We start from the raw sequence: 24122 nt of genomic DNA, 5'->3' as shown, positions 1-24122 counted from the left end.
GGCGGTCAAGGTTTATTCTTCAAAGAGGGGCATCAGGCATGCAGCCGGCTCGATTCCGGAAACTTACGGGATTCGTGTCCGTTTGCGCTGCGACCAGCGCCATGTTGGCTGCCTCCCCGGCTCTGTCGGCGCCCTTGGCGGCCAGCGCGCTCTCTGGAGCAGCCCCCTATGCCATGATGCTTGGCGCAGCCGGGTTCGGCCTTGTGGGCGCGCTCCTGGCGCTCAAATGGCGGCGCGAGGCCGACGCGGCGCGCAGCGAGACCGGTGAAAAGCTCGGTGCCATGCGAGCAGCGCTCGACGAGTTCGAGAGCCTTCTTGCCGCCATGCCCGAGGTGACCGTTATCTGGCGCGATACCGGGATCGAACCGGCTGTGATCGGACCGATTTCGACGCTGCTGCCGGGAGAGACGCGCGCCCATGCGGTGCTCGAGTTCCGCTCGTGGCTTGAAGACGAGGCGGCGCGCGAACTTGCGGCGCGTCTGACCGATCTGCGTATCGAAGGCCGGATGTTCGAGACCTCGGTCACCGCCCGCGACGGCCGCATCATACGCGCCACCGGGCGCCTGGTGGGTGGCGCCGCCGTGGTGCGGCTGCGACCGTCGGGTCTCACCGTCGAGCCGCCGCTCCGAGGCTCCGCATTGACGCGGCTGCCCTCCCCTGCCGAGGCGCAAGCCATTCTCGCCAATCTCACCATTCCCGCCTGGCTGCGCGATCGCGACGGGTTGCTGGTCTATACCAACGCGGCCTATCTCCACTTCACCCGCACGCTCGGGCTCAAGGGGGAGCGCGGCACCGCCCCCGACATCTTCGACGCACCCACCCGCGAGCGGCATCTCAAAGCGCTCGAAGATGCCGCCGACACCATCGCGCTTACCGAGCAGCACGATTTGGCCGGCGGGCTGGAACTGGTCCTCTTCCCGCTTTCGGGCGGTAGCGCGGGCTATTGCTACCTGCCCGTCTCGCGCCCCAAGCCGGCGGAAAACGAAAAAAGCGAGCCCGATCTGGGGCACCTGACCACGGTCATCGATGCGCTGGCCACCCCGATCGCGGTGTTCGATAAGCGACGGCAGCTCACCCACTACAATACCGCCTATGCCCAGTTCTGGGGACTCGATGTCGCCTGGCTCAACACGGCGCCCGATGAAAAGGCGATCCTCGATCGTCTGCGCACCCAGGGGATGCTGCCGGCGGAACCCGATTATCGCGATTGGCGCAGCAAACATCTGATGAGCTATGCGCTGACCACGCCGCGCGAGACGCCCTGGTACCTCCCCGATGGCCGCTGCGCCAATGTCATCGCTGCGCCGGCGACCGGGACGGGCGGGGTGATCTATGTCTTTGAAGACATGACCGAGCGCCTGGCGCTCGAGACGCGCCACAACGCCCTGATGCACGTCCAGCGCGAAACGCTGAACGCGCTCTCGGAGGGCGTTGCCGTGTTCGGCACCAATGGGCGGCTCAAGCTTCACAATCCCCGGCTTTCCATGCTCTGGAAGCTGCCTATGAACGCGCTGGGAAACCATCCTCATATCGATGATATCGCGGCGGCATGCGGGCAGGCCTTCCCCGAGGACGGCCACCGCATCTGGAGTGATCTCAAGCAGCGAATCGTCGACCTCAACCCCACGCGCACCGATACCGAAGGCCGTATCAACCGGGCAGATGGACGGCTGTTCGACTATGCGGTCGTGCGCCTGCCGGACGGACAGACCATGATGACCTTCATGGATGTCTCGGAAAGCGCCAATTACGAACGGGTGCTCAAGGAGCGCAACGAGGCGCTGATCGCCGCCGATAGGCTCAAGGATACGTTCGTGCAAAACGTTTCCTATGAGCTACGCTCCCCGCTCACCAACATCATCGGTTTCGCCGATCTGCTGGCCTCGGGCCAGGTCGGTCCGCTCTCTGATAAACAGCGCGCCTATACCGATTATATCCGCGCTTCGAGCGCCAATCTGGGCCTTCTGATCGACAACATTCTCGATCTTGCCACCGTCGACGCCGGCATCGCCCAGCTCAGTCCCGAAGTCCTTGACATACCAACGCTCATCGAGAAGGCCCGGGCCGGCCTCGACGCCACCTTTACCGGCGGCGAGGAGCCAGTGAACCTTTCCGTCGAGATCGAAAACGACCTGCCCATTTTCGTTGCCGACGGAACGCGGATCGTGCAGGTGCTCTATAATCTGCTCTCCAATGCCGCTCGCTTTTCAGATCCGGGATCGCAGGTGCGCCTCAAGGTTGCGGCGCGAGGTCCCGAACGCATTGCCTTTGCCGTCGAGGACGATGGCGTCGGCATTCCCGAGGACATGCGCAGCGCGATGTTCCAGCGCTTCGAAGGCCAATCGGTCGAGGGCCGCCAGCGCGGGGCCGGCTTGGGGCTGGCCATCGTCAAGACATTCGTCAATCTCCACGGTGGAACCGTGCTGATCGAAGGCCGGGCGCCGCGGGGCACGCGCGTCACCGTCATCCTGCCGGCCAACGCGGCGCTGGCGCTCAACGCGGGCGAATAGGCCGTGCCGATCGTTTTTGCCCCGGACGAAAAGGCGACCGAGGCGATCGGAACAACGATTGCCCATCACCTGCTCCCAGGGGACGTCGTGACGCTGGAAGGCGATCTCGGCGTCGGCAAATCGGCGTTGGCGCGGGCCATAATCCGGGCTCGGCTAGGCGATCGGGATCTGGAGGTCCCCTCCCCCTCCTTTGCCATCATCCAGCCCTATCCCGGCATATTGCATGCCGATCTCTACCGGATCTCCGAAGAAGCCGAACTCGATGAGCTGGGCTTGCTCGATGATGAAGCGGCAATCCTGCTCGTTGAATGGCCGCAACGCGCGCCGTCGCTGTTTTCGCGCTCTGGACTGCGGATCGGGATTGCCATGGCACCCGACAAGGACGGACGGCTCATAACGCTGGAAACCTTGGGCCGCGAGGCCGGGGATCTCGTTGCCGCGCTTGCGCCCTGGCAGCATCAAAGCCCACAATAGCGCATGACCGATTCTTTCGCCGCGCCCGCCACGCCAATGCCGGAGGTGATGTTGCTCGCCGCCGGGCTCGGCACGCGCATGCGGCCGCTGACGTTCGAAAGGCCCAAGGCATTGATCGAACTGGCCGGTAAGCCATTGATCGATTATGCCATCGATGCGGCGCTCGCCGAGGGTTGCAAGGCCTTCGCTGTCAACATGCATCACAAGGCCGAGTTGATCGCCGCCCATTTCGAGCGGCTTGCCAGAGGCCTGCCCGATATCGGTTTCGCGCTGAGCGATGAGTCCGACAGGCTGCTCGATACCGGCGGCGGCTTGCGCAAGGCGCTGCCGCTGCTGGCATCGGATCCGGTTCTGGCGCTCAATACCGATACGTTCTGGCTGCCGGGCAGAGACCGGCCATTGCAGCGAATGGTCGAGAGGTTCAGCCGGGGCGACGCCGACATCGTTCTCTTATGCGTTGCGCCAGATCGCGCCTCGGGGTTCCGCAAGGCCGCCGACTATTTATTGAACGCGGATGGAGTGCTTTCCAACTCGGAAGGTCGTCCAGTGGTTTATGCCGGCGCCGCACTCATCTCCCGCGCCTTGGCGGGCACCGGACCGGACGCCCCCTTCAGCCTCTACCGCCATTTCGAAACGGCGCGGGCAGCCGGACGGCTCAACGGCGTGATGATCGAGGCGCCGTGGTTCCATGTTGGCGATCCGCAGGCTCTGGCACGCACCGAGCAGGACATCGGCGCGGTGGTTTGATGACGCGCCGCGGCAATGTCTTTACCATCGCGCCACATGCGCCATTCCTCGATACGCTCGCCAGGGCGTTGATCGACGGCCGCATAGCGCCCGACTGGCCGCGCCACGGGGCGTTCTGGCTGTCGGACATGACGATCTATTTGCCGACCCGGCGCGCGGCGACGGCATTGTCGCGCATTCTGGCGCAGGCGCTTTCCGACCATCCGATGCTTCTGCCTGACATCCGGCCGCTCGGTGGCGAGGATCCGGCTCAGGAGCCATTCCTTCCCCCTTATGAGCCGCTCGACTTGCCTCCGCCAATCAACCGGTTCAAGCGCCGATTGCTGTTGGCCGAACTGGTCGAACGCTGGCTGGCGACGCGGAGCGACGGCCCGTTCTCGGCGCCGGGGTTGGGCGGGTTTTCGGGCGCCCCCAACAGCGCGGAAATCTTTGCCCTGGCCGATTCGCTGGGCACGCTGATCGACGACTTTTCCATCGCCCGGATCGATCCACGCTCGCTGGTTGCCATCGAAAGCGATCAATTGCCGGCCCAATGGCAGGACCACCTCGATTTTGTCAGCTTCGTACTCGAAGCCTGGCCGTCGATCCTTTTGGCCGAAGGGGAAATGGAGGCAGCCGAGCGCACTAATGTCCTGCTCGAGCGCAAGGCGCAATCGCTCGCGGTGATCCACGGGGACCGCCCCGTAGTCGTTGCCGGCTCGACCGGCTCCATCCCCGCAACGGCCGATCTCATCGCATCGATTGCCGGCCTCCCCAATGGGGCCGTGGTCCTGGCCGGACTCGATACGGACATGGTGCCCGAAACACTCGCGGCGCTTGATGATCCGAGCCGCAATCCCCACGGCCATCCGCAATATGGGCTGTCCCGCCTGCTCAAGCGTTTGGGCACGCCGCCCTCTACTGTGATCGAACTTGCCCCAAGCCCCGCCCCGCGCACGGAAATCCTCAACGCCGCCCTTGGTCTCCCCGAGGCTACGGCCCAATGGCAGAGCGTGGCCGAGCGACTGGGGCCGGCCATTGGAGAGGCAATGGAAGGCGTGGCGCTTGTCCGCGCCCGCACGCCGGAGGAAGAAGCCCGCGCCATTGCCCTTTGCGTCCATGACGCGCTCGAAACCGGCAGAAGCGTTGCCATCATTTCACCCGACCAGACGCTGGCCCGCCGCATCTGCGCCGAGCTGGCCCGGTTTTCGGTGCCTTTGGACGATGCCGCCGGCACACCGCTGCTGCTCTCGCGAGCCGGGCGTCTGGTGCGGCAGGCCGTATCAGCGGCAGCGGGCGGGCTCGCAGCCGTCGATGTCATGGCGCTGCTGCGCAATCGCAACGTTTCGCTCGGGCTCGGACGCGCAAAAGTGGCCCTGGCGAGCCAGTGGCTGGATCTGGCCGTGTTCCGCAGCCAGCGCCCCCCGCCCGGCTTTGACGGATTGCGCCTCGCGGTTTCCGAAAACCTTGGCGGCGCTGGCCGCCCGGCCTTGCGGTTGGACGCGGACAAGGCCAAGGCGGTGCTTGCCTTGATCGATGCGCTCCAAGCCGCTCTTGCGCCGATCACCGGCCTGCTGGAAAAGGACGGCATCTTTGCCGCCCAGGCCGCCGAAGCTCTGCAGGCGGCAACTGCTCTGCTGAGAAGCGTGCCACCGGGCGAGACATCGCCGCCGATCGAAGGCGAAGACGAATTGGCGCGCTGGTTTGAGCTGGCGGCGCGGCAGGGAAACCGGGGACCGCGGCTCAGCGGCGAGGGGTTGCCCTTTGCACTGGAGGGACTGCTGGCGGGCCAGGCCGTCCGCCCACGGCAGCCCGACGCCGAAGATGTGATGGTTTTCGGTCGCCTCGAAGCGCGGTTGATGCAGGCCGACCGGGTGATCCTTGCCGGGATGATCGAATCGGTTTGGCCCGAGATCGCCGATCCAGGACCGTGGATGAGCCGCGGCATGCGTCTGGCCGTCGGCCTCGAACCGCCCGAAAAGCTCCATGGCCTTGCCGCGCATGATTTCCTGATGGCCGCAGGGAGCGGCGAAGTGGTCTTCACCCTGCCCGAGCGTTCCGGCACCTCCCCGGCCATCCCTTCGCGCCTGATCCAGCGGCTGGAAGCCTTTGTGGGCGAGGATATAGCCAAAGGTCTGGCAGCACGCGGTGCTGTGTGGGTCGAGAACGCCCGCCGGCTCGACGCCACCGGTGCGCCGCCGCAACCTGCAGCGCGCCCTGCCCCATGCCCGCCCGCTGCCGCCCGCCCGCGCAAACTCTCGATCACCGAAGCCGAGACGCTGCTGCGTTCGCCCTATGACCTCTATGCCCGGCACGTTCTGGGCTTGCGCCGGATCGAGGCGCTCGGGGCCGATCCCGATCATGCGGAACGTGGGACGCTGATTCACGACATCCTGGGGGATTTCATCATCGGCGGGCACGATCCCCATGATACCCAAGCGCTGGGTACCCTCATGGCCCTGGCGCGCGAGCGCTATGGCCGGCTCGATGCCATTCCGGCGCGGCGCGATATCTGGCTGGCGCGGTTCGAGGTGATCGCCCACCAATTCCTCGCCTATGAGCGCAAGCGGACCCATATTGCCGAGCGGGTGGCCGAGATCAGGGGTGAAGTTCCCATCCCGATCGCCAAGCCGCCCTTCATTCTGTCCGGACGCGCCGACCGAATCGACAGGACCGTGTCGGGCAGCTTGGAGATCATCGATTTCAAGACCGGCCAGGCGCCGCAGCCCAAGGACATGAAGCAGTTCTTTGCGCCCCAACTCCCGCTCGAAGCCTGGATGGCGCGGCATGGGGCGTTTGGCGATCGCCTAGACCTGCCGACCGAAGCCATGGCCTATCTCAAGCTCTCCCATGGCCCAAAGGCGCTACAGGAAACGCTATACGCGGCACCGGACGGCATGAGCCTTGGTGAGGCGGTCGATACCGCGTTCGGCCTGTTCCAGCGTCATGTGCGGGCATTGCTGCTCGATGACCGGCTGCCGATGGTGGCGCGCGTGCTGCCCAAGCCCAACCAGCGCTACAAGGGCGATTACGACCATCTGATGCGCCTTGACGAGTGGACGGTGCTCGAAAGCGAAGACGAGACCGAATGACAGCCGAAATCAAGGAACAGCTCTCGGTCCCGCACGACACCACGCTCAAACAGGCGCGAGTGGCCGAGCCGCACGCCAATGCCTGGGTTTCGGCCAATGCAGGCTCGGGCAAGACCTATGTGCTGTCGCGCCGCGTGCTGCGCCTCCTGCTCGATGGCGCCCAGCCCGAGGCTATCCTGTGCCTCACCTATACCAAGGCGGCGGCCGCCGAGATGCGCCATCGGGTGACGGCAATCCTTGCGCGCTGGGCCCGCCAGGACGACATGGATCTGGAAACCGAACTCGGCGAACTCCTCGGGCGCCGCCCGTCTGGCACTGAAAGGCGCCGGGCGCGCAGTCTTTTCGCTCATGCGCTCGATACGCCTGGCGGGCTCAAGATCAACACCATCCACGCCTTTTGCGAGGCGGTGCTGCAACGTTTCCCGCGCGAGGCCGGCGTGCCGGTCAATTTCACAGTGATCGAGGAAGAGGCCGCCACCCGCCTGCTCCGCGAAGCCCGCGAGACGGTATTGGCGGAAGGGCTGATCGCTTCCGGCCCCGAGGGCGATGCGGTGCGGGCGCTGTTTGACGCGCTGAGCGACATGCAGATCGAAACGGCGATCGGGCAATGCCTTTCCAACGCCCGCAAGCTGGGACCCATCCTCGCCAATCCCGAGCGCGCCATAGCCGCAATGCGAACGCGGCTGAATTTGTCGCCCGGCGCGAATTCAGACAGTCTGCGCAACCAGGTTCTGGCGCAAAGCCTGGTGCCGCCTTCCGATTGGCCGGAGATCTTCAGGATCTGCCCACCCGATGCGACCAAATCGCGGTTCGAGGACAAGCTGAGCCAAATCGATCTGGACAATCCCGATCTCGATACGCTGTTTGCCGCCTATCTTACCGATAAGGGCAAGGTCCGCGCCAACTTCCCCAAAGCCAGCATCAAGCGGCAAAATCCCGGGCTTGCCGAGCGCCTGGCCCGCGAGGCCGACCGGCTCGAGGTGCTTTACGACCACCGTAAAGCCATCGCGATTGCCGACAACAGCGCCGCGCTGACGCGGGTTCTGGCCGCCATTATCGCCCGCTACGAGGCGCAAAAACGCGCCCGCTCGCTCATGGATTTCGACGACCTCGTCGCAAGAACCGCGGCACTGCTGGGCGACAGAGGGCTCGGTGCCTGGGTGCGCTACAAGCTCGATGCGGGTATCGACCATATTCTGGTCGATGAAAGTCAGGACACCAATCCCGAACAATGGGCGGTGATCGGCGCCCTGGTCGACGATTATTTCAGCGGCGATGGGGCCGCCCAGCGGCCCAAGACCATTTTCGCGGTGGGCGATCCCAAGCAATCAATCTATTCCTTCCAGGGCGCCGAACCCCGCCTGTTCGTTGAAAAGGGACGCGAGTTGCAGCGTCTGGCTCAGGCCGCCGATCGCGACTGGCACGGGGAAACGCTGCGCACCAGTTTCCGCACGCTTTCCGGAATCCTTTACGGCGTCGACAAGGTCTTCAACCGCTCCGACATCGCCACCGCGCTTCTGGCCAAAACGGGCGAGATCGGTCACGAAGCAGCGCGTAAGCGGGGTGGCGGACACATAGAAATCTGGCCGGTCATCGAAAGCCCCGAAGCTCCGGCAATCCCCGAAGAATGGCCGACAGAACCGCTTGAAAGCCTCGCCGCCGCGCCGCGCCAGCTCGCCACCTGCATCGTCGATACCCTCGCCAATTGGATCGAGACTCGCGTGCCCGTAGGCCCCGGAGCACGGCCCATCCGGCCCGAAGACATCCTGATCCTCGTCCAGAAGCGCAACGGGATCTTTCCCGAAATCGTAAGGGCGCTGAAACAGCGCAACATCGCCAGCCCTGGCGCCGACCGGCTGCCGGTTTCAGCCCATATCGCCGTCGACGACCTTTTGGGCCTTGCCGACGTGCTGCTCACGCCCGCCGACGATCTGACGCTAGCTGCCGTGCTGCGCTCGCCGCTTTTCGGGGTCAGCGAGGACGAGTTGTTCACGCTTGCCCATGGGCGCAAAGGCCAGACGCTGTTCGACCGGCTGGCCGAAAGCCCCCTGCCGATCGCGCGAGCGGCTCATGAGCGATTGATTGGCCTGCGTCAGCGGCTCGACTTTGACCGGCCTTACGAGTTTTTCGCCCATGTGCTCTATGCCCAGGGCGGGCTCAAGCAGTTCCACGCCCGGCTGGGCGAGGAAGTGGACGAGGTGATCGCTGAATTCCTCGACCTGGCGCTTGAGCACGAAACATCCGAGCAGCCCTCGCTCACCGGCTTTATTGCCGCCATGCGCGCGTCCGATATCGTGATCAAGCGCGATCTCGTCGCCAAGGCCGCAGGCGTGCGGGTGATGACGGTGCACGGCGCCAAGGGCCTCGAGGCGCCGGTTGTGATCCTTGCCGATGCGGCCAGCAAGCCGCGCGCGGTGTCCGATAGCGTCTATTTCGGCGAGCAGGACGATGTCCCGTTCCTGCTCTATTGCGCGAACAAGGACAATCACTGCCAAGCCTCCCTGCCGCTGCGCGACGAGGTCGAAGCGCGAGGCCTCGCCGAATATTGGCGCAATCTCTACGTCGCCATGACACGGGCCGAGGAAGGGCTGCATATCGCTGGAACGCGCGACATGCGCACCCGGATCGAAGAGACCTGGCACGGCGCCATCACCGCCGCTCTTGCCGAGGAAAGCGAAACCGTTGCCGACGGTCGCGGCGAGGTCTTGCGCTATCCGGCTGGAGTACCAACCTCGGCACCGAGCGTTGAAAGCACGGCTGAGGAGCGTACCTCAACTCGGCCTCTGATTTTGTCTCCACCGCGCCGACGCCCGGTCATGCCGGTGCTTAGCCCCTCCCGCAGCGTACATGAATGGGCGCCGCGAGGGCTCGAAACTGCTGCCGAAGCGCTGCTCGATGCCCGAGCTGCCCGCCAGCGCGGCATTGCGCTCCATGCGCTCCTCCAGCATTTGAGCAACGTGCCTCAAAACCGCCGTTCTGCCGTTGCGCATAGCGCCGCGCAAACGCTGCTGCCCGATGACGCCGACCTCGTCGCGCCGGTGGTCGAACGTGCGTTGGCAATTCTGAGCGATCCCCATCTTGCGGCTATCTTCGGCAGCGAAAGCCGCGCCGAAGTTCCGTTTTCGCTCACCGTCAGGCACAAGGGCGCGCCAGCACGGCTGGAAGGCCGTATCGATCGGCTGGTCCATACGCCGGCCCATGTGCTGGTCGTCGACTACAAATCCGATGCCGCGGTCCCATCCGGTCCGGAAACCATGCCGCCGGGCTATATGCGTCAGCTCGGGCTCTACCGCTTCGCGGCGCAAACGCTGTTTCCCCACGCGGTTGTCGATGCCGCGATTCTTTGGACGCAAACCTCGACGCTGATGCGGATTCCGGCCGACCTGCTCGATGCGGCGGCGAGCGACGTCACGAGGCTGTGAGACGCAGCGCCGACCGGACAGGCTTGAACTGGCTCCCGACTCTGCCTAGCTATTGATGAATTGATAATTTCACGAGAGGGCGGTTCGTTCACGATCCGCCCGATTTTGCCAAGAAGGTACGATCATGACCGGACATGTTACAGACGCCACTTTCGCCACCGAAGTGCTGGGTTCCAAAGAGCCCGTGCTCGTCGATTTCTGGGCGGAGTGGTGCGGCCCTTGCCGGGCGATCGCCCCGATCCTCGAGGAAATCTCGGGCGAGATGGCGGGCAAGGTGAAGATCGTCAAGCTCAATGTCGATGAGAACCCCGGCACCGCCGCCCAGTTCGGCGTCCGCTCCATCCCGACCATGATCCTGTTCAAGGACGGTCAGGCCGCGGACATGAAGATCGGCGCGGGTACCCCCAAGGCCGGCCTCGTCAAATGGCTCGAAGGCCACGCCGCCTAACGTTTCTCGCGTCCCTTTCGTTTGACGACACACGCGAGACAAAACGCCCCCGGGTTTCAGCTCGGGGGCGTTTTGTTTTGTTTGAGCACCGCGCCGGCGAGATAGAGCGAACCGCAGATCACGATACGCGCGCCGGGGAAGTGGGCGGCACGCTGCAGCGCCGCGGGCACCGAGCGGCAGATGGTCGTCTCAAAACCCCTGGCCTTGGGAAAGCCCGCTAGGGCTCGTGCCGGTAGTGCCCCGGTTTCGCCGGGAATGGGAACGGTAAAGACGTGCTCGGCCATGCCTTCGAAGGGCGCGAAGAAATTGGCGGCATCCTTTGAAGCCATCATGCCGCAGATCAGGACCAGTGGGGCAGGGCGGGCGCGGTTCATCTCCTTGAGCGCCTGGGCGAGCACCTGTGCGCCGGCGGCGTTGTGCCCGCCATCGAGCCAGAGTTCCTGGCCTTCATCGATATAACTCGAAAGCGCGCCGCGCAGCGGCATGAGCCGGGCCGGCCATACGACGTTTCTCAAGCCCGCCGCGATCGCCTTTTCGTCCTCGACCAGCCCGAAATGACGCAGCGCCGCTATCGCGAGGGCGGCATTATCGACCTGATGTGCGCCGGCGAGCGCCGGAAGCGGCAAATCGAGCAGCCCTTCTTCATCCTGATAGACGAGCTTGCCGCGCTGGGCGAAGCCGTCGAAGTCAGTGCCGGCAACGAAGGGCATCACGCCTTTACCGGTCGCCTCGCGCTCGATCACCTCGAGCGCCTCGTCCGGCTGGCGTGCCACAACCAGCGGCGCGCCGCGCTTGATGATCCCCGCCTTGGCCGAGGCGATCTCGGCAAGGGTTTCGCCCAGGAACTGGGTGTGGTCCATGGAAATGGGGGTAATGACCGTTCCCAGCGGCTTTCCGATCACATTGGTGGAATCGAACCGCCCGCCAAGCCCCACTTCGAGCAGCAGATAATCGGCGGGGACGCGGGAAAACAGCAGGAAAGCGGCAGCGGTGGTGATTTCGAAAAAGGTGATCGGCTGGCCGCGATTGGCCTTTTCGCACTCCTCAAGCGCTGCGTTGAGCGCTCGGGAGGAGACGAGTTCGCCCGCCAGCCTTATCCGCTCGCGGAAGGCCACGAGATGGGGGGAGGTATAGACATGGACCCGCTTGCCCTGCGCTTCGAGCATGGCACGCATATGGGCGAGGGTCGATCCCTTGCCATTGGTGCCGGCGACATGGATCACCGGCGGCAGGCGATCCTGCGGCCGGCCGATGGCCTCCAGCATGCGCTCGGTGCGCCCAAGCTCGAGATCGATGAGCTTGGGGTGGAGCGTGAGCAGCCGCTTCAGGATCGCATCGGTGCGGGACACGGCTGCTCTATGCTCAGCTTAAGGAGTTCTATTCGGCGTGGCCGGCGACGGGAGTATTGGCGAGAAGATCGTCATCGCCATCTCCTTCCGCCGCAACGGCGACGTCGCGCATGGTGACGGTAGCCGCGGCTGTAGCGGCAGCCGCCTGCCGCGCGGCAGGGATGGCTTCGTTAACCGGCGCCTTGGTCAAAAGCCCAATGAGCGAGCCGATGGTCGGGCGCAGATTGTGACGGTGGACGACCATATCGACCATGCCGTGATCGTAGAGATATTCGGAACGCTGGAAGCCCTTGGGCAGCTTTTCGCGAATGGTCTGCTCGATGACGCGGGCGCCGGCAAAGCCGATCACCGCGCCGGGCTCGGCCAGATGCACATCGCCCAGCATAGCGTAGGAAGCGGTCACCCCGCCGGTGGTAGGGTTGGTCAGCACCACGATATAGGGCAGCCCCGCTTCGCGCAGGCGCTGCACGGCAACAGTGGTGCGCGGCATCTGCATGAGCGAAAGGATGCCCTCCTGCATGCGCGCGCCGCCCGAAGCGACGAACATCACGAATGCGGTGCGATCGTTGAGCGCGGCTTCAAGGCCGGTGATGATGGCCGAACCGGCCGCCATGCCGAGCGAGCCGCCCATGAAATCGAAATCCTGGACGCCCACTGTCACTTTCGAGCCGTAGAGATCGCCCTGGGCGATGATCACCGAGTCGTCATTGCCGGTCTTGGTGCGATATTCCTTGAGCCTGTCGGTATAGCGCTTGGTGTCGCGGAATTTGAGCGGATCGAGCGGAACCGAGGGCAGGGACAGCTTGGTATAGTGCCCATCGTCGAAGAAATTGGCGAGGCGGTCCGATGCCTTGATCTTCATGTGGTAGCCCGAATTGGGCACCACCCATTGATTGGCCTCGAGGTCGCGATGGAAAACCATTTCCCCGGTCTCGGGGCATTTCACCCACAGATTGTCCTCGACCTCGCGGCGATTGAGGAAGGAGCGGATCTTGGGGCGAACGACGTTGTCGATCCAGTTCATGTGCGCGCTTCTTAAGCCTGGTGTTCTTGTGGGTTGCGCGTCAGTTGACGCGTCTTGGCGTTGCCTGTGATGTAGGAAGCAATTGTGGCAATACTATCAGATTCTGGCCGATCGCGCACCTTGAGAGAGTGAGCGAACCAGATTGTGAACAGCTGGGGCCGTGCCCGGTTCCGCCGTGCCGTTCTTGAGGGATTTTTCGATGGCGCTGACCAGCGCCGACCCCACGACAACGCCGTCGGCGTCCTTGCCGATCAGCGCCGCGTCCTCGGCGGTCTTGATGCCGAAGCCCACGGCGACCGGCAGGTCGGTATGGGCTTTGATGCGCTTGACCGCTTCGCCCACCGCAGCGCGATTCTTGATCTCGGCGCCAGTGATGCCGGTCATCGAGACATAATAGACAAAGCCCGAGCTATTGGTGAGAACGCGCCCGAGCCGGTGATCGTCGGTGGTGGGGGTTGTGAGGCGGATGAAATTGATCCCGGCCTTGAGCGCAGGCAGGCACAGCTCGTCGTCCTCTTCCGCCGGCAGATCGACGACGATCAATCCGTCCACACCCGCCTGGGTGGCGGCGGCAACGAAAGCCTCGACGCCATAGATGTAGATCGGGTTGTAATATCCCATCAGGACGATGGGCGTTTCGTCATCGCGCTCGCGGAAGCGGGCAACGGCGGCGAGGGTCTTTTCCAGCGTCATGCCCGCCGCCAGAGCCCGCTGGCCGGCGAGCTGGATGGCGACGCCATCGGCCATGGGATCGGAAAAGGGCATGCCCAGCTCGATGATATCGGCACCCGCTTCGGGGAGACCGGCAAGGATCGCATCGGCCGTCTGCGGATCCGGATCACCGGCCATCACGAAGGAGACGAAGGCGGGGCGGTTTTCGGCCCGTGTCTTTTCAAACCGCTTGTCGATACGCGAGCCGCCCATGGGGTCTCCGGAGATGGGAATGGATCAAATTCCGGGCGATAAAGGACAGGAACAAGGTTCAAGTCAACACCGGCCACGAAAAAGGCGCCAGCCGAAGCAGGCGCCTTTTTTCGTCGGTCGGTTGCAAACCTTGAGGCTTACTTGCCGCCGAAAGCGGTGTCGAAGGCGTGACGGGCCAGCTCGGCGCGGCTCAGGCCGCGGGCGCGCAGGGCGTCGTCGGACAGGTTCGACAGATCGGAATAAAGGTTGGAAGCGCGGCGGGCGCGGCCGATGTCGCCGAAGAACCCCGTGATCGCGTCAAATGCTCCATTGCGTGCCATTTCAAATCTCCTGCATCGAATTTAATCTCTTGCGATTTAAATGATGCCAGATGGGGCAAACAACAAGCGCTGGCTGGGTATTCCAGCCATGCGAAATATGCGGGGCTTTCGGGCGATACGGTTATCAGAGCGTTAAAGCGCCATGCCCAGTTGGCGGCCTACCGATTCCACGTCCTTGTCGCCACGGCCGGAGAGGCACAGGACGACGATATCGTCCTTGCCCATGGTGGGAGCCAGTTTCATGACGTGAGCCAACCCGTGCGCGCTTTCGAGCGCCGGGATGATGCCCTCGAACTTGGTACAGGCCATGAAGGCGTCAAGCGCTTCCTTGTCGGTGACCGGCACATAATTCACCCGGCCGCTGTCGCGCAGGAAGGCGTGCTCGGGTCCGACGCCGGGGTAGTCGAGACCGGCGGAAATCGAATGACCCTCGAGGATCTGCCCGTCGGCATCCTGAAGCAGATAGGTGCGGTTGCCGTGCAATACGCCAGGGCGGCCGCCGGTCATCGAGGCGGCATGGCCGTTTTCGACATCGAGCCCGTGCCCGCCGGCTTCGGCGCCGAAAATCTTGACGTTGGGCTCATCGAGGAAATCATGGAACGTGCCGATGGCGTTCGATCCGCCGCCGATGCAGGCGACCAGCGCATCGGGCAGGCGACCTTCGGCCTCCAGAATCTGAGCGCGGATTTCCTCGCCGATCACCTTCTGGAAGTCGCGCACCATTTCGGGGTAGGGGTGCGGCCCCGCGGCGGTGCCGATCAGGTAATAAGTGGTTTCCACATTGGTGACCCAATCGCGCAACGCCTCGTTCATGGCGTCCTTGAGCGTCCCCGCGCCGGCAGTGACCGGCCGCACTTCGGCGCCCAGCATCTTCATGCGCAAGACGTTGGGCATCTGGCGCTCGACATCGGTGGCGCCCATGAAGATGGTGCAGGGCAGCCCGAACCGGGCGCAGACCGTGGCGGTCGCCACGCCATGCTGGCCGGCGCCGGTTTCGGCGATGATGCGGGTCTTGCCCATGCGCTTGGCCAAGAGAATCTGGCCCAGGCAGTTGTTGAGCTTGTGGGAGCCTGTGTGGTTGAGGTCTTCGCGCTTGAAATAGACCTTGGCGCCGCCAAGTTCCTCGGTCATACGCTCGGCAAAATAGAGCGGGGAGGGTCGGCCGGCGAAATGAGTGCGCAGATCGTCCATTTCGGCGAGGAATTCGGGGTCGGTCTGGGCGGCGCGATAGGCCTTTTCCAGATCGAGGATCAGCGGCATCAGGGTTTCGGCGACGAAGCGCCCGCCATAGATGCCGAACTTGCCGTTCTCATCGGGCCCCTGACGCAGGGAGTTGGCGCTGTTCTGGCTCATTTCAGTTCCCGTCTGCTGCCGCTTCCCGCGCGCGGGACATGAAGGCGGTGATCAGCCCGGCATCCTTTACACCCTTCTCGCGCTCGACGCCTGAGGAGATGTCGAGACCGAAGGGGCGGACCGTTCTGACCGCTTGCGACACGTTGTCGATCGTAAGGCCTCCCGAAAGCATGAAGGGCAGTGAACGGTCAAGGCCTTCAAGCAGCGTCCAGTCGAAGGTCTTGCCCAGCCCACCGGGGCGGGTGGCGTCCTTGGGCGGCTTGGCATCAAGGATCAGGCGATCGGAAACCGTGCGGAAGGTGGGGGCGAAACGGATATCCTTTTCGTCTCCCACCGGCAGGGCCTTGATGATCCTGAGCCCGGAACGCTCGCGGATATCGGCGGTGCGCATCTTGTTTTCGCTGCCGTGGAGCTGGAGCCAGTGGACACCGGTATCGGCTGCGGCGGCGACCGTGTCATTGTCGGGATCGACAAGCAGGATCGCCGTTTCGATCCGGTCTCCGGCGCGGGAAACAAGATTTGCGATCTCGTTAAACGGCAGGTGCCGCGGGCTCTTGGCGAAATGAACGAACCCCACCATGTCCGCGCCCTGGGCGATGACGTGGTCGAGGATATCGGGGGTGCTGACCCCGCAGATCTTGATGATCGGTGCGCTCATTTCAGGCCAGTTCGTCAGCGGCGAGGAGCGCTGGATCGTCGGCGCGGGCCGGCGCGCGGCGGGCGTGGTCGAGATCGGTTTTGAGCTTTTCGTTCTCGCGGCGCAGGCGCCTTTCCTCGCGACGATGGCCGGCCTGGGTGAACCAGACGGCGAGTCCACCCAGGGAAATGCCAGCGAAAAGAACGGCATAGATCACCAGAAACAGCGGCATGCCGAACCCCGGTGCTGTCTCGTCGACGGCGACCAGCGGATTGAAATTGACGGCAACCATGTGCCGGTTGGCCAGCGCGAAGATCAGCACCAAAAGGCACAAAGGGACGAGCACAAGCCAGCCGACGATGCGTTTACGCATGGGACATCACGTTCCTGTTGCGGCTGGCCGAACCGGGATCAGGCCCCGTTCAGCCGCTCGCGGATTTCCTTGCCGGCCTTGAACTGGGGGACGTATTTTTCGCCAACGTCGACCTGTTCGCCGGTGCGGGGGTTGCGGCCCACGCGGGCCGGACGGTTCTTGACCGAAAAGGCCCCGAAACCGCGCAATTCCACCCGATCCCCTCGGGCCAGGGCATCGCCGATCTCGTCGAGAATGGCGTTGACGATGTTTTCGATATCGCGATGGAAGAGGTGCGGATTTTCGGCCGCGAGCTTTTCGATGAGTTCGGACTTGATCATTCTCGTCGCACGCCCCCCGGGGCAAATCTGGCTAAATGGCTTTTCGCCTTGAGGTTTTTATGGGCCATGAGGGTGCCAAAGCGCGACAAGCCCGTCAAGCGGCAAGCCCTTTCCTATATCACCAAGTGCGCGGGCAACGATAAGATCGAGCCAGTTGGGGCCCGATGGGGGTGGCCAGACATCGATGAGCGGAAGCGCGGGGTCGATCTCGTGATTGGCGGCAAGCCATTGAATTGCCTCGCGTTCTCCGCCCGTTTCATCGATCAGGCCGGCTTCGAGCGCCATGACGCCCGAAAGAATGCGCCCATCGGCAATGGCTTGAATTTGCTGGCTATTCATCGAGCGGCGCTCGGCGACGAGGTCGATAAAGTACTGGAAGGAAGAATCGACGAGGTCTTCGAGGGAGGCGCGGATTTCGGGGGTAATGGGTTCGTCGAAATCGGGCTCCGACTTAAGGGCGCCCGAGGCGATCTTGTCGAGGTCTATCCCTATGGTATCAAAGAGATTTCCGGCATCCACATGCTGATAATAAACCCCGACCGATCCGACGATCGAGAGGTTGCGGGCGAGGATATGGTCAGAGGCGATGGCGCCCATATAGGCGGCCGACGCGCCGAGCTCGCCTATGGTGCTAACCAGCGGTTTTTGCTCGGCAATTTCGCGCAGGGACTCGTAGAGTTCCTCGCCGCCCGCCGTGGTGCCGCCGGGGCTGTTGATGGAAACGATGACCGCGGAAATCGTATCGTCCTCGGCCATGCGAGAGAGCATGGCCGAGCGCTCGGGATCTGTGGTGATGGGGCCGGAAATACTGATGCGCGCAATGGCTTGGCTGGGAACCGAGAGCGCCGGCAGGTAGCGCGCGAGGGCGAAAAACACGGCGGCGGCGAGCGCCAGAAAGGCGAAAATCCGCCAGCGGCCGCGCGAACGCCGGAGCGAGCGGGTTACCGGGATGGTTTCGACGGGGTCGTCCACAATGGCCATATCGGGGTCCAGATCAGCGTTTGTGCGCGTGATCGACGGGTCTATACGGAGTTCGCCAACACGCTCGTGCGAACCATGTATTGCGCGTCGGAATCGTAGCTCGCGAGCTTGGCCGCGAGCGCCTCATCGTCATAGCGGAAAAACCCCATACGGGTCCAGAAGGGCGTGGAGCGATTGACCGCGACAAGGCTCATGGCGCCGAAGGATCGTGCGGCGCCGGCGAGGCGGTCAACGATTTGCGTGCCCGCTCCGGTGCCACGGGCGGCGGGGAGGAGGGCGAGGTCATGAATATAGAGCGTATCGGGCTGGGCGGGGATTTCTCCCAGCACGGTGTTGAGGGCGGGAACCTGCCCCAGGCGCCAGGGATGGGCGAGAAGGTAGCCGGCAGGGGCATTATCGACTTCGAAGAGAAAGCAGGTGGCGGGGGCGATGGCTTGCCGGTCGGCAAAGACGGCATCGTCCTCCGGGAAATCGGGGTGGACCTTTTCGGCGATGGCGGAAACGGCGGGAAGGTCGGAGGCAAGGAGCGGGCGCCAGGCGTGCATTTCGCGGCTTTAGGTTCTGAAACGTTCGGACCGTTATGGCCGTGGGCTGCCCCGGAGGCAAGGCGTTGGCGTTGTTGAAAACCGGGGTACGGCAGCGGCGTCAGCAAGGCCGATTAAGAGCCTGTTAACCATGTTGGCGCCTGTTAGAGTCCGGTATCTACAAGCTGATTTGGGGAAGCGGACATGTCGCACTCTGGCGCGCACATCATTGCGGTGGGCAATGAAAAGGGAGGGTCGGGCAAATCGACCACGGCGCTGCATCTGGCCGTCTATCTGCTGCATCAGGGCTATCGGGTGGGGACGGTGGACGTCGACAGCCGCCAGCAGACGCTGACCCGCTATATGCGCAACCGCCGGGCCACGGTGGATACAGCCAAGCGCGACATTCCGCTGCCCAAGCATCTTTATATCCCCACCGCCTGGGGGGATTCGATCAGCGAGAACCAGGTCGCCGAGCGCGAGATCTTCGACCGCTCGCTGGCGGGACTGCGCGAGGAGGTGGATTTCATCGTCATCGATACGCCCGGTTTCGATTGCAACCTGACCCGCGCTGCTCACGGCATGGCCGATACGCTGGTGACCCCGCTCAACGATTCCATGATCGATCTGGACGTGCTGGCGCGGTTCGACGAAAAGACCGGAGAGCCGATCCAGACCAGCCCTTATTCGCGCAATGTGCAAGCGGCGCGCGCCGACCGGCTCGAGCGCACCGGGCAGATGACCGATTGGGTGCTGGTGCGCAACCGCATCTCCAATCTCGGTTCGCGCAATGCCAGCGAGGTGCAGCAGACTGTGGAACAGATCGCCGAGCGGCTGGGCTGCCGGGTGGCGGATGGGATCGCCGAGCGGGTGATTTTCCGCTCGCTGTTCAAATTGGGGATGACGGTGTTCGATCCGCTCGAAGCCGAGCTGCTGGGGGCGACACCGTCCATGTCGCACGTCAATGCGCGCCAGGAATATCGGAGCCTGGTGGCAGCGCTCCGCCTGCCGGTGCGGCTGCCGGTGCCGGTTGCCGACAACGAGCCGGCGAAAGCCGCGCAGCTTTCGGCCTAGAGCGTGTCCAGCAAAAGTGTAAACGGTTTTGCGGTCCGGACACGCGACAAAACAAAGGGTTAGAGCCAAGGATTTGATTCAATCAAATCCTGAACGGCTCTAAGCGAAAGACCGCTCGCCTTCGCGGGCGGCCCTTACGTATATCGGCGGCCTACTTTTCGATTTCCACGCGGTCGTGCTCGTCGCCATCCACGTCGAAGGCGCGGTAGATGACGCGGTCGTCGCGCATGACGTCGATCACCTGGAACATCTGCGTTTCCTCGACGGCCAACTCGATATAGTCGTGGTCCTCGATCTCGTAGAATTTGTCCCCCGCGCTCGAGAGCACGTAATAGATGCCGCCATCGTCGGCATCGGAGATTTCCCCATCGAGCATGGGGTAGGTGCGCGTATAGGCGTGATCGTGACCTTGGAAGACCATGGAGACGACGCCGCTTTCTTCCCAGATGGGCATCCAGTTCTCGGTGACGCCGGCATAATAGCGGCCCGGGCGCGAGGTATAGGCGGCGTGGTGGGTGAAGACGAAGGTGAAATCGTCATCGGCATCGGCGAGCACTTCAAGCAGCCATTCGGCCTGTTCGCCATTCCACTCGTTGGAGTCGAGCATCACGAAGGTGTTGCCGCCGAATTCGAATGAATAGGCCAGCCCGGACGGCATGCCCTCGGGGCCGTTGTCGGGCAGGCGGAACAGGTTGCGATAGGTGTAGGGGTCGTTATCGGGCAGGTATTCGTGATTGCCCGGAATGGTCGCCAGCGGGATCGAGCGGCCGGCATCGCCCAGGGCGGCGAAGAATTCGTCCCACTGATCGGCATCATTGCCACGGCTCACCAGATCGCCGCCGAACACCAGAAGATCGGCATCGGGGCGCTCGCGCAGGGCGGCGTCCATGACGCTTTCGAACCGCAGGAACCCTTCCTGCACGTCGCCGATATAGATGAAGCTCATCGGGTGTTCGCCATTGCGGGCGGTTTCGAACTCGGCGACCGAAGACCAGCCGGCCTCCTCGGACCCCACGGCGTAGACATAGTGGGTGCCGGGCTCGAGATCCTCGACAAGCGCACTGTGGCGATGGACTTCCCGCTGGTTGACCACGCGCGGGCTTTCGACCAGCACGGTTTCGGCGGCAATGATGCGCGGCTCGGAACGATTCGGCGAATTGTAATCGTCGGCTTCCCACAGAGCCACGGCCTGTTCGGTGACGCTGGTGTCGGTGCGCCAGTTGACGGCGATGGAATCGCGCGGGTCCTCGGTGATGGTGAGGAAAATCTGGTCGGGCGTCGCGCTCGCGGGATAATCGGTTTCGTGGAAGGCGCCGTAGATGGCGGCGGCCGGGCGCCGATCGGACGGCGTGCGCACCAGCGTCATGCCCTCGAGTTCAGGCGAGATCGCATCCAGCGTCACCGTGCGGTCCACATAGGTGAGTGCGCCCTGTTCGAGCACGCCGGCCTCGAGGTAGTCGGGTTCGATGTTGGCGACATCGGCCTCTGCGATCTCACCCTGCGGGGTGACGCCGATGAAATAATGCTCGCGCACCACGCGCAGGGCGTGGACGCCCAGCCCGATCTCGCCGGCGGGATAGTCGCGGGTCCAGACGTCGAAATCCTGCTGATAGGCCTCGGCGGAAAATTCGGTCTTTTCGAACCCTTCTTCATAGAGCCAGAAGGGCTCGCCCACTTCATCGAGCCGCGCGTCGCGGAAGATATAGACGGTGACGGGCTCGTCCACCTCGAAGCTGATATAGCCCTGGGCGAAAAGCGCGCGTTCCTCATCGGTCAGCAGCGCTTCGAAATCGCCGGGCTCGGCCTGGGTGATCTCTTGGGGTTCGAGCGTTTCCAGGAACCGTTCCTTGATCGCTTCGGTCGTCTCGGCAATGACATCGGCATGGGCGATGGCGGGCAAGAGCGAGAGGATCGCCGCGAGCGTCGCGGGCACTATCAGTCGGTGTGGATGGTTCATGGCAGACTCCGAGTCGGCAAAGGCCAGGGTCGCATAACCGCCGCCAATGACATGCCCATGACGGCAGCCAGACCAAACCGCTTCCGGGAATAAAGGCTGGTGTTTTGCGGGTAAGGTTTTGCCGAATCCGCACGCCGGTTTGTCACAAATTTCCGCTGATTTTTCGCAAATTCTTCGCAAAATCGCCGGACGCCTTGCTTTGCCGCCAAGCCCGCTTGTTTATGACGATGCAATGACGTTCAAATTTGTCTACCGTTAACCCGCGCCCTCTAGAGCACAGCCCCAGTTTGATGTCATGCCGCCAGAAGGGGCTTGTTGATGCTGGGTATGCGCAGTTCCGTTGCCAATCGGGTCTATGCCGCTTTCGGCGCAATCATCGGACTTATGCTGTGTCTGCTGCTTCTTGCGGTGACCGGCATGCAATCGACGCGCTCCAGCCTGCAAGGCTTCAGCGAAGCGGCCGGAAGAGTCACGACGGCAACCGAAGTGCTCGATCATCTCGAAACCGCGCGCCTGGCCTTCGCTCAATATGACCGCACCCGCGCGCCGGAAGATGCGGTGGCGGTCGAGCAGGCTCTCGATGTCCTCCAGACCGGCCAGAACCTTGCTGGTGAAGATGGCGAGCTCTTTGCCCAATATGCCGAGCAGACGGCGGCAATTCTGGACCGCGACGCGACTGCGCAAGCCGCCCGGGCTGAAATGGAACGCCTGGGTGCGGCCGCAACCGCAACGCTGGGCGAACTGATCGCCCAGACCTCGCAATCGGCCAATCTCAACGCGCGCGCCGCCGCCATTTCCGGGCTGGCCATTCAGCATGTCCTGACCGCGCGGCTTGCCGCCACCGGACTTGAGGACGACCAGGCCGAGATGAGCCTTGCCGAGGCCACCCAGTCCTCCCAGGCGGCCCTCACCACCCTTGCCGATCTGCGTTCGGTCTTTTATCGCACCGAAGATATAGCCCGCGTCGATGAAACGATCACGGCAACCCAAAGCTATCTCGACCAGCTCGATATCGTCCGGGACGCCTTCTCGCTGCGTGCTGCCGATCAGGTTGAGCATGATCGGATCGACGAAGCGCTGGCCACTGCCTATTCCGCCGTGGTGGCTGATGCCGCCGCGTTGCAGGCGGAGGCTGGAACGGCGGCGCAGCGGCAGGCTGAAAGCACGCAATGGTTGGCCATTCTTCTGGGCGGCGCAATTCTCGTTCTTTCGGCTGGCCTTGCCATCGCCATGGCCCGCTGGATTTCCCATTCGGTGCGCCGCACGGCCGAAGCGATGGAGGGGATTGCCGGCGGCGATCTCGAGAGCGAGATCGCGCTCGTTAGCCAGGCAACCGAGTTCCGGCAGATGACCCAGGCGCTTGTCGTTTTCCGCGACAACGGCCGCGCCATGCGCGCCATGGACCGCGAGACGGAGGCCGCCCGCCGCAGCGAGGCCGAAGCCAACGCCCTGCGCCAGACGCTGCAGACCGACATTCAGCGCGTCGTCGCTGCCGCTTCCGATGGCGATTTCTCGGCTCGTATCGAGCATGATTTCGGCCGTGCCGAACTCGACGCCCTTGCTGGCTCCGTCAACGCTCTTGTTGAAACCGTCGATCGGGGAATCGGGGAAACCGGCGCCGTGCTCAATGCGCTGGCGGCAGACGATCTTTCGGCCCGCATGACCGGGCACTACCGTGGCGCCTTCGATCGACTTAAGACCGACACCAACGCTCTTGCCGAGCGCTTCGCCTCGGTGGTCGCGCAGATGCAGGCGAGCGCGGGAACGCTGAAGGCGGCGACCCAGGACATTCTTTCCGGGGCCCATGATCTTTCGGCGCGCACTGCCCGCCAGGCCGCCACCATCGAAGAAACGGCGGCCTCCATGGAGCAACTGGCGGCAACAGTGAGCGCCAACGCCCGCCGAGCCGAGGACATGGCCGGCTCTGCCGAATCAGCCGCCGCCATGGCGGGCGAAGGCGAGGCCGTGATGCTGCAGGCCACGGACGCCATGGGCCGGATCACCAAATCGGCCGAAGAGATTGCTTCGATCGTTAAGCTCATCGACGACATCGCCTTCCAGACCAATCTTCTCGCCCTCAACGCCTCGGTCGAGGCGGCGCGAGCCGGCGAAGCGGGCAAGGGCTTTGCCGTGGTCGCGGTCGAGGTGCGCCGCCTCGCGCAATCGGCCTCCCAGGCAGGCGACGAGATCAAGCAGTTGATTGCCCAATCGGGCCGGGAAGTCGAAGACGGGTCCAAGCTCGTGGCCGAAGCGGCTCGACGCCTTGCCGCCATCATGGCCATGGTGACCGAGAACGCCGGCACCATGACCGAGATGTCGGCGGCAAGCCGCGACCAGGCCGGCGCCATCCAATCGGTTTCCGCTGCCGTGCGCGAGCTCGATGTGATCACTCAGCAGAACGCGGCCCTTGTTGAAGAAACCAACGCGGCTGTGGCTCAGACCGATGCGCAGGCCCGCGATCTCGATGCGATCGTCGAATCTTTCCAGCTCAGCCCGGCAGAGACGGACGAGTTCGAAGTCGCACCGCTTTTGGCCCGCGCCAGCTGACCTGACCCAACTGCATGCACTCCGGCAATTTTCACCAGTTGGACCGGTTGAGTTGCCCCGTTTTTAA

General features: G+C 63.8%; 19 protein-coding genes. 8 read left to right on the top strand and 11 right to left on the bottom strand.

Annotated features, from left to right (window positions below; genetic code table 11):
• Nucleotides 1-173: 173 nt before the first annotated feature.
• From NO934_RS07260 to trxA, 6 genes are all read left to right on the top strand, one after another.
• Nucleotides 174-2510, top strand: coding sequence for a HAMP domain-containing sensor histidine kinase (locus NO934_RS07260; protein ID WP_309163204.1), 2337 nt, complete (start codon nt 174-176; stop codon nt 2508-2510).
• A gap of 3 nt (nt 2511-2513) precedes the next feature.
• Nucleotides 2514-2984, top strand: a complete 471-nt coding sequence (gene tsaE, locus NO934_RS07255) for a tRNA (adenosine(37)-N6)-threonylcarbamoyltransferase complex ATPase subunit type 1 TsaE (protein WP_309163203.1) — start codon at nt 2514-2516, stop codon at nt 2982-2984.
• Nucleotides 2985-2987: 3 nt separating this feature from the next.
• On the top strand, nt 2988-3731 hold the full coding sequence (locus tag NO934_RS07250; protein WP_309163202.1) for a nucleotidyltransferase family protein: 744 nt from the start codon (nt 2988-2990) through the stop codon (nt 3729-3731).
• On the top strand, nt 3731-6802 hold the full coding sequence (addB, locus tag NO934_RS07245) for a double-strand break repair protein AddB (RefSeq protein WP_309163201.1): 3072 nt from the start codon (nt 3731-3733) through the stop codon (nt 6800-6802). The genes NO934_RS07250 and addB overlap by 1 nt, the downstream gene beginning before the upstream one ends.
• The gene (gene addA, locus NO934_RS07240) at nt 6799-10224 is read left to right on the top strand and encodes a double-strand break repair helicase AddA (protein ID WP_309163200.1); all 3426 of its coding nucleotides are present in this window, start codon (nt 6799-6801) and stop codon (nt 10222-10224) included. The genes addB and addA overlap by 4 nt, the downstream gene beginning before the upstream one ends.
• Before the next feature lie 124 nt (nt 10225-10348).
• A complete protein-coding gene (gene trxA, locus NO934_RS07235) occupies nt 10349-10672 on the top strand; it encodes a thioredoxin (protein ID WP_375142808.1) in 324 nt (107 codons plus the stop codon).
• Between the two features lie 56 nt (nt 10673-10728).
• On the opposite strand, the gene NO934_RS07230 is transcribed toward trxA, so the two are convergent.
• The 10 genes from NO934_RS07230 to NO934_RS07185 all read right to left on the bottom strand — a co-directional run bounded on the left by NO934_RS07230 (nt 10729) and on the right by NO934_RS07185 (nt 18498).
• The gene (locus NO934_RS07230) at nt 10729-12021 is read right to left on the bottom strand and encodes a folylpolyglutamate synthase/dihydrofolate synthase family protein (RefSeq protein ID WP_309163199.1); all 1293 of its coding nucleotides are present in this window, start codon (nt 12019-12021) and stop codon (nt 10729-10731) included.
• A gap of 28 nt (nt 12022-12049) precedes the next feature.
• Nucleotides 12050-13045, bottom strand: a complete 996-nt coding sequence (accD, locus tag NO934_RS07225) for an acetyl-CoA carboxylase, carboxyltransferase subunit beta (RefSeq protein WP_309163198.1) — start codon at nt 13043-13045, stop codon at nt 12050-12052.
• Nucleotides 13046-13141: 96 nt separating this feature from the next.
• Nucleotides 13142-13969: a tryptophan synthase subunit alpha gene (trpA, locus tag NO934_RS07220; protein ID WP_309163197.1), complete on the bottom strand. Its 828-nt coding sequence runs from the start codon at nt 13967-13969 to the stop codon at nt 13142-13144.
• A gap of 137 nt (nt 13970-14106) precedes the next feature.
• A complete protein-coding gene (locus NO934_RS07215; RefSeq protein WP_309163196.1) occupies nt 14107-14289 on the bottom strand; it encodes a hypothetical protein in 183 nt (60 codons plus the stop codon).
• Between the two features lie 132 nt (nt 14290-14421).
• Complete coding sequence (gene trpB, locus NO934_RS07210; RefSeq protein ID WP_309163195.1) at nt 14422-15642, bottom strand: tryptophan synthase subunit beta; 1221 nt, start codon at nt 15640-15642, stop codon at nt 14422-14424.
• 1 nt (nt 15643) lies between these two features.
• Nucleotides 15644-16300, bottom strand: coding sequence for a phosphoribosylanthranilate isomerase (locus NO934_RS07205; RefSeq protein WP_309163194.1), 657 nt, complete (start codon nt 16298-16300; stop codon nt 15644-15646).
• A gap of 1 nt (nt 16301) precedes the next feature.
• A complete protein-coding gene (locus tag NO934_RS07200) occupies nt 16302-16652 on the bottom strand; it encodes a lipopolysaccharide assembly protein LapA domain-containing protein (RefSeq protein WP_309163191.1) in 351 nt (116 codons plus the stop codon).
• A 38-nt stretch (nt 16653-16690) separates the two neighbouring features.
• A complete protein-coding gene (locus NO934_RS07195; protein WP_309163190.1) occupies nt 16691-16972 on the bottom strand; it encodes an integration host factor subunit beta in 282 nt (93 codons plus the stop codon).
• 57 nt (nt 16973-17029) lie between these two features.
• Entirely contained in the window at nt 17030-17953 is a 924-nt protein-coding gene (sppA, locus tag NO934_RS07190; RefSeq protein WP_309163188.1) for a signal peptide peptidase SppA, read from the bottom strand.
• A 41-nt stretch (nt 17954-17994) separates the two neighbouring features.
• On the bottom strand, nt 17995-18498 hold the full coding sequence (locus tag NO934_RS07185) for a GNAT family N-acetyltransferase (RefSeq protein WP_309163187.1): 504 nt from the start codon (nt 18496-18498) through the stop codon (nt 17995-17997).
• A gap of 183 nt (nt 18499-18681) precedes the next feature.
• On the opposite strand from NO934_RS07185, the gene NO934_RS07180 reads away from it, so the two are divergent.
• Complete coding sequence (locus tag NO934_RS07180; RefSeq protein WP_309163184.1) at nt 18682-19551, top strand: division plane positioning ATPase MipZ; 870 nt, start codon at nt 18682-18684, stop codon at nt 19549-19551.
• Nucleotides 19552-19702: 151 nt separating this feature from the next.
• Here the strand turns inward: NO934_RS07180 and NO934_RS07175 are convergent, their stop codons facing one another.
• Nucleotides 19703-21508 carry a metallophosphoesterase family protein gene (locus NO934_RS07175; RefSeq protein ID WP_309163182.1) on the bottom strand — a complete coding sequence of 602 codons (1806 nt, stop codon included), beginning with the start codon at nt 21506-21508 and terminating at the stop codon, nt 19703-19705.
• 327 nt (nt 21509-21835) lie between these two features.
• On the opposite strand from NO934_RS07175, the gene NO934_RS07170 reads away from it, so the two are divergent.
• Nucleotides 21836-24055 carry a methyl-accepting chemotaxis protein gene (locus NO934_RS07170; RefSeq protein WP_309163180.1) on the top strand — a complete coding sequence of 740 codons (2220 nt, stop codon included), beginning with the start codon at nt 21836-21838 and terminating at the stop codon, nt 24053-24055.
• Nucleotides 24056-24122 lie beyond the last annotated feature (67 nt).

The organism is Pelagibacterium sp. H642 (genome assembly GCF_031202855.1).
GTDB lineage: Bacteria > Pseudomonadota > Alphaproteobacteria > Rhizobiales > Devosiaceae > Pelagibacterium.
This window is presented reverse-complemented; position numbering and strand designations above follow the sequence as displayed.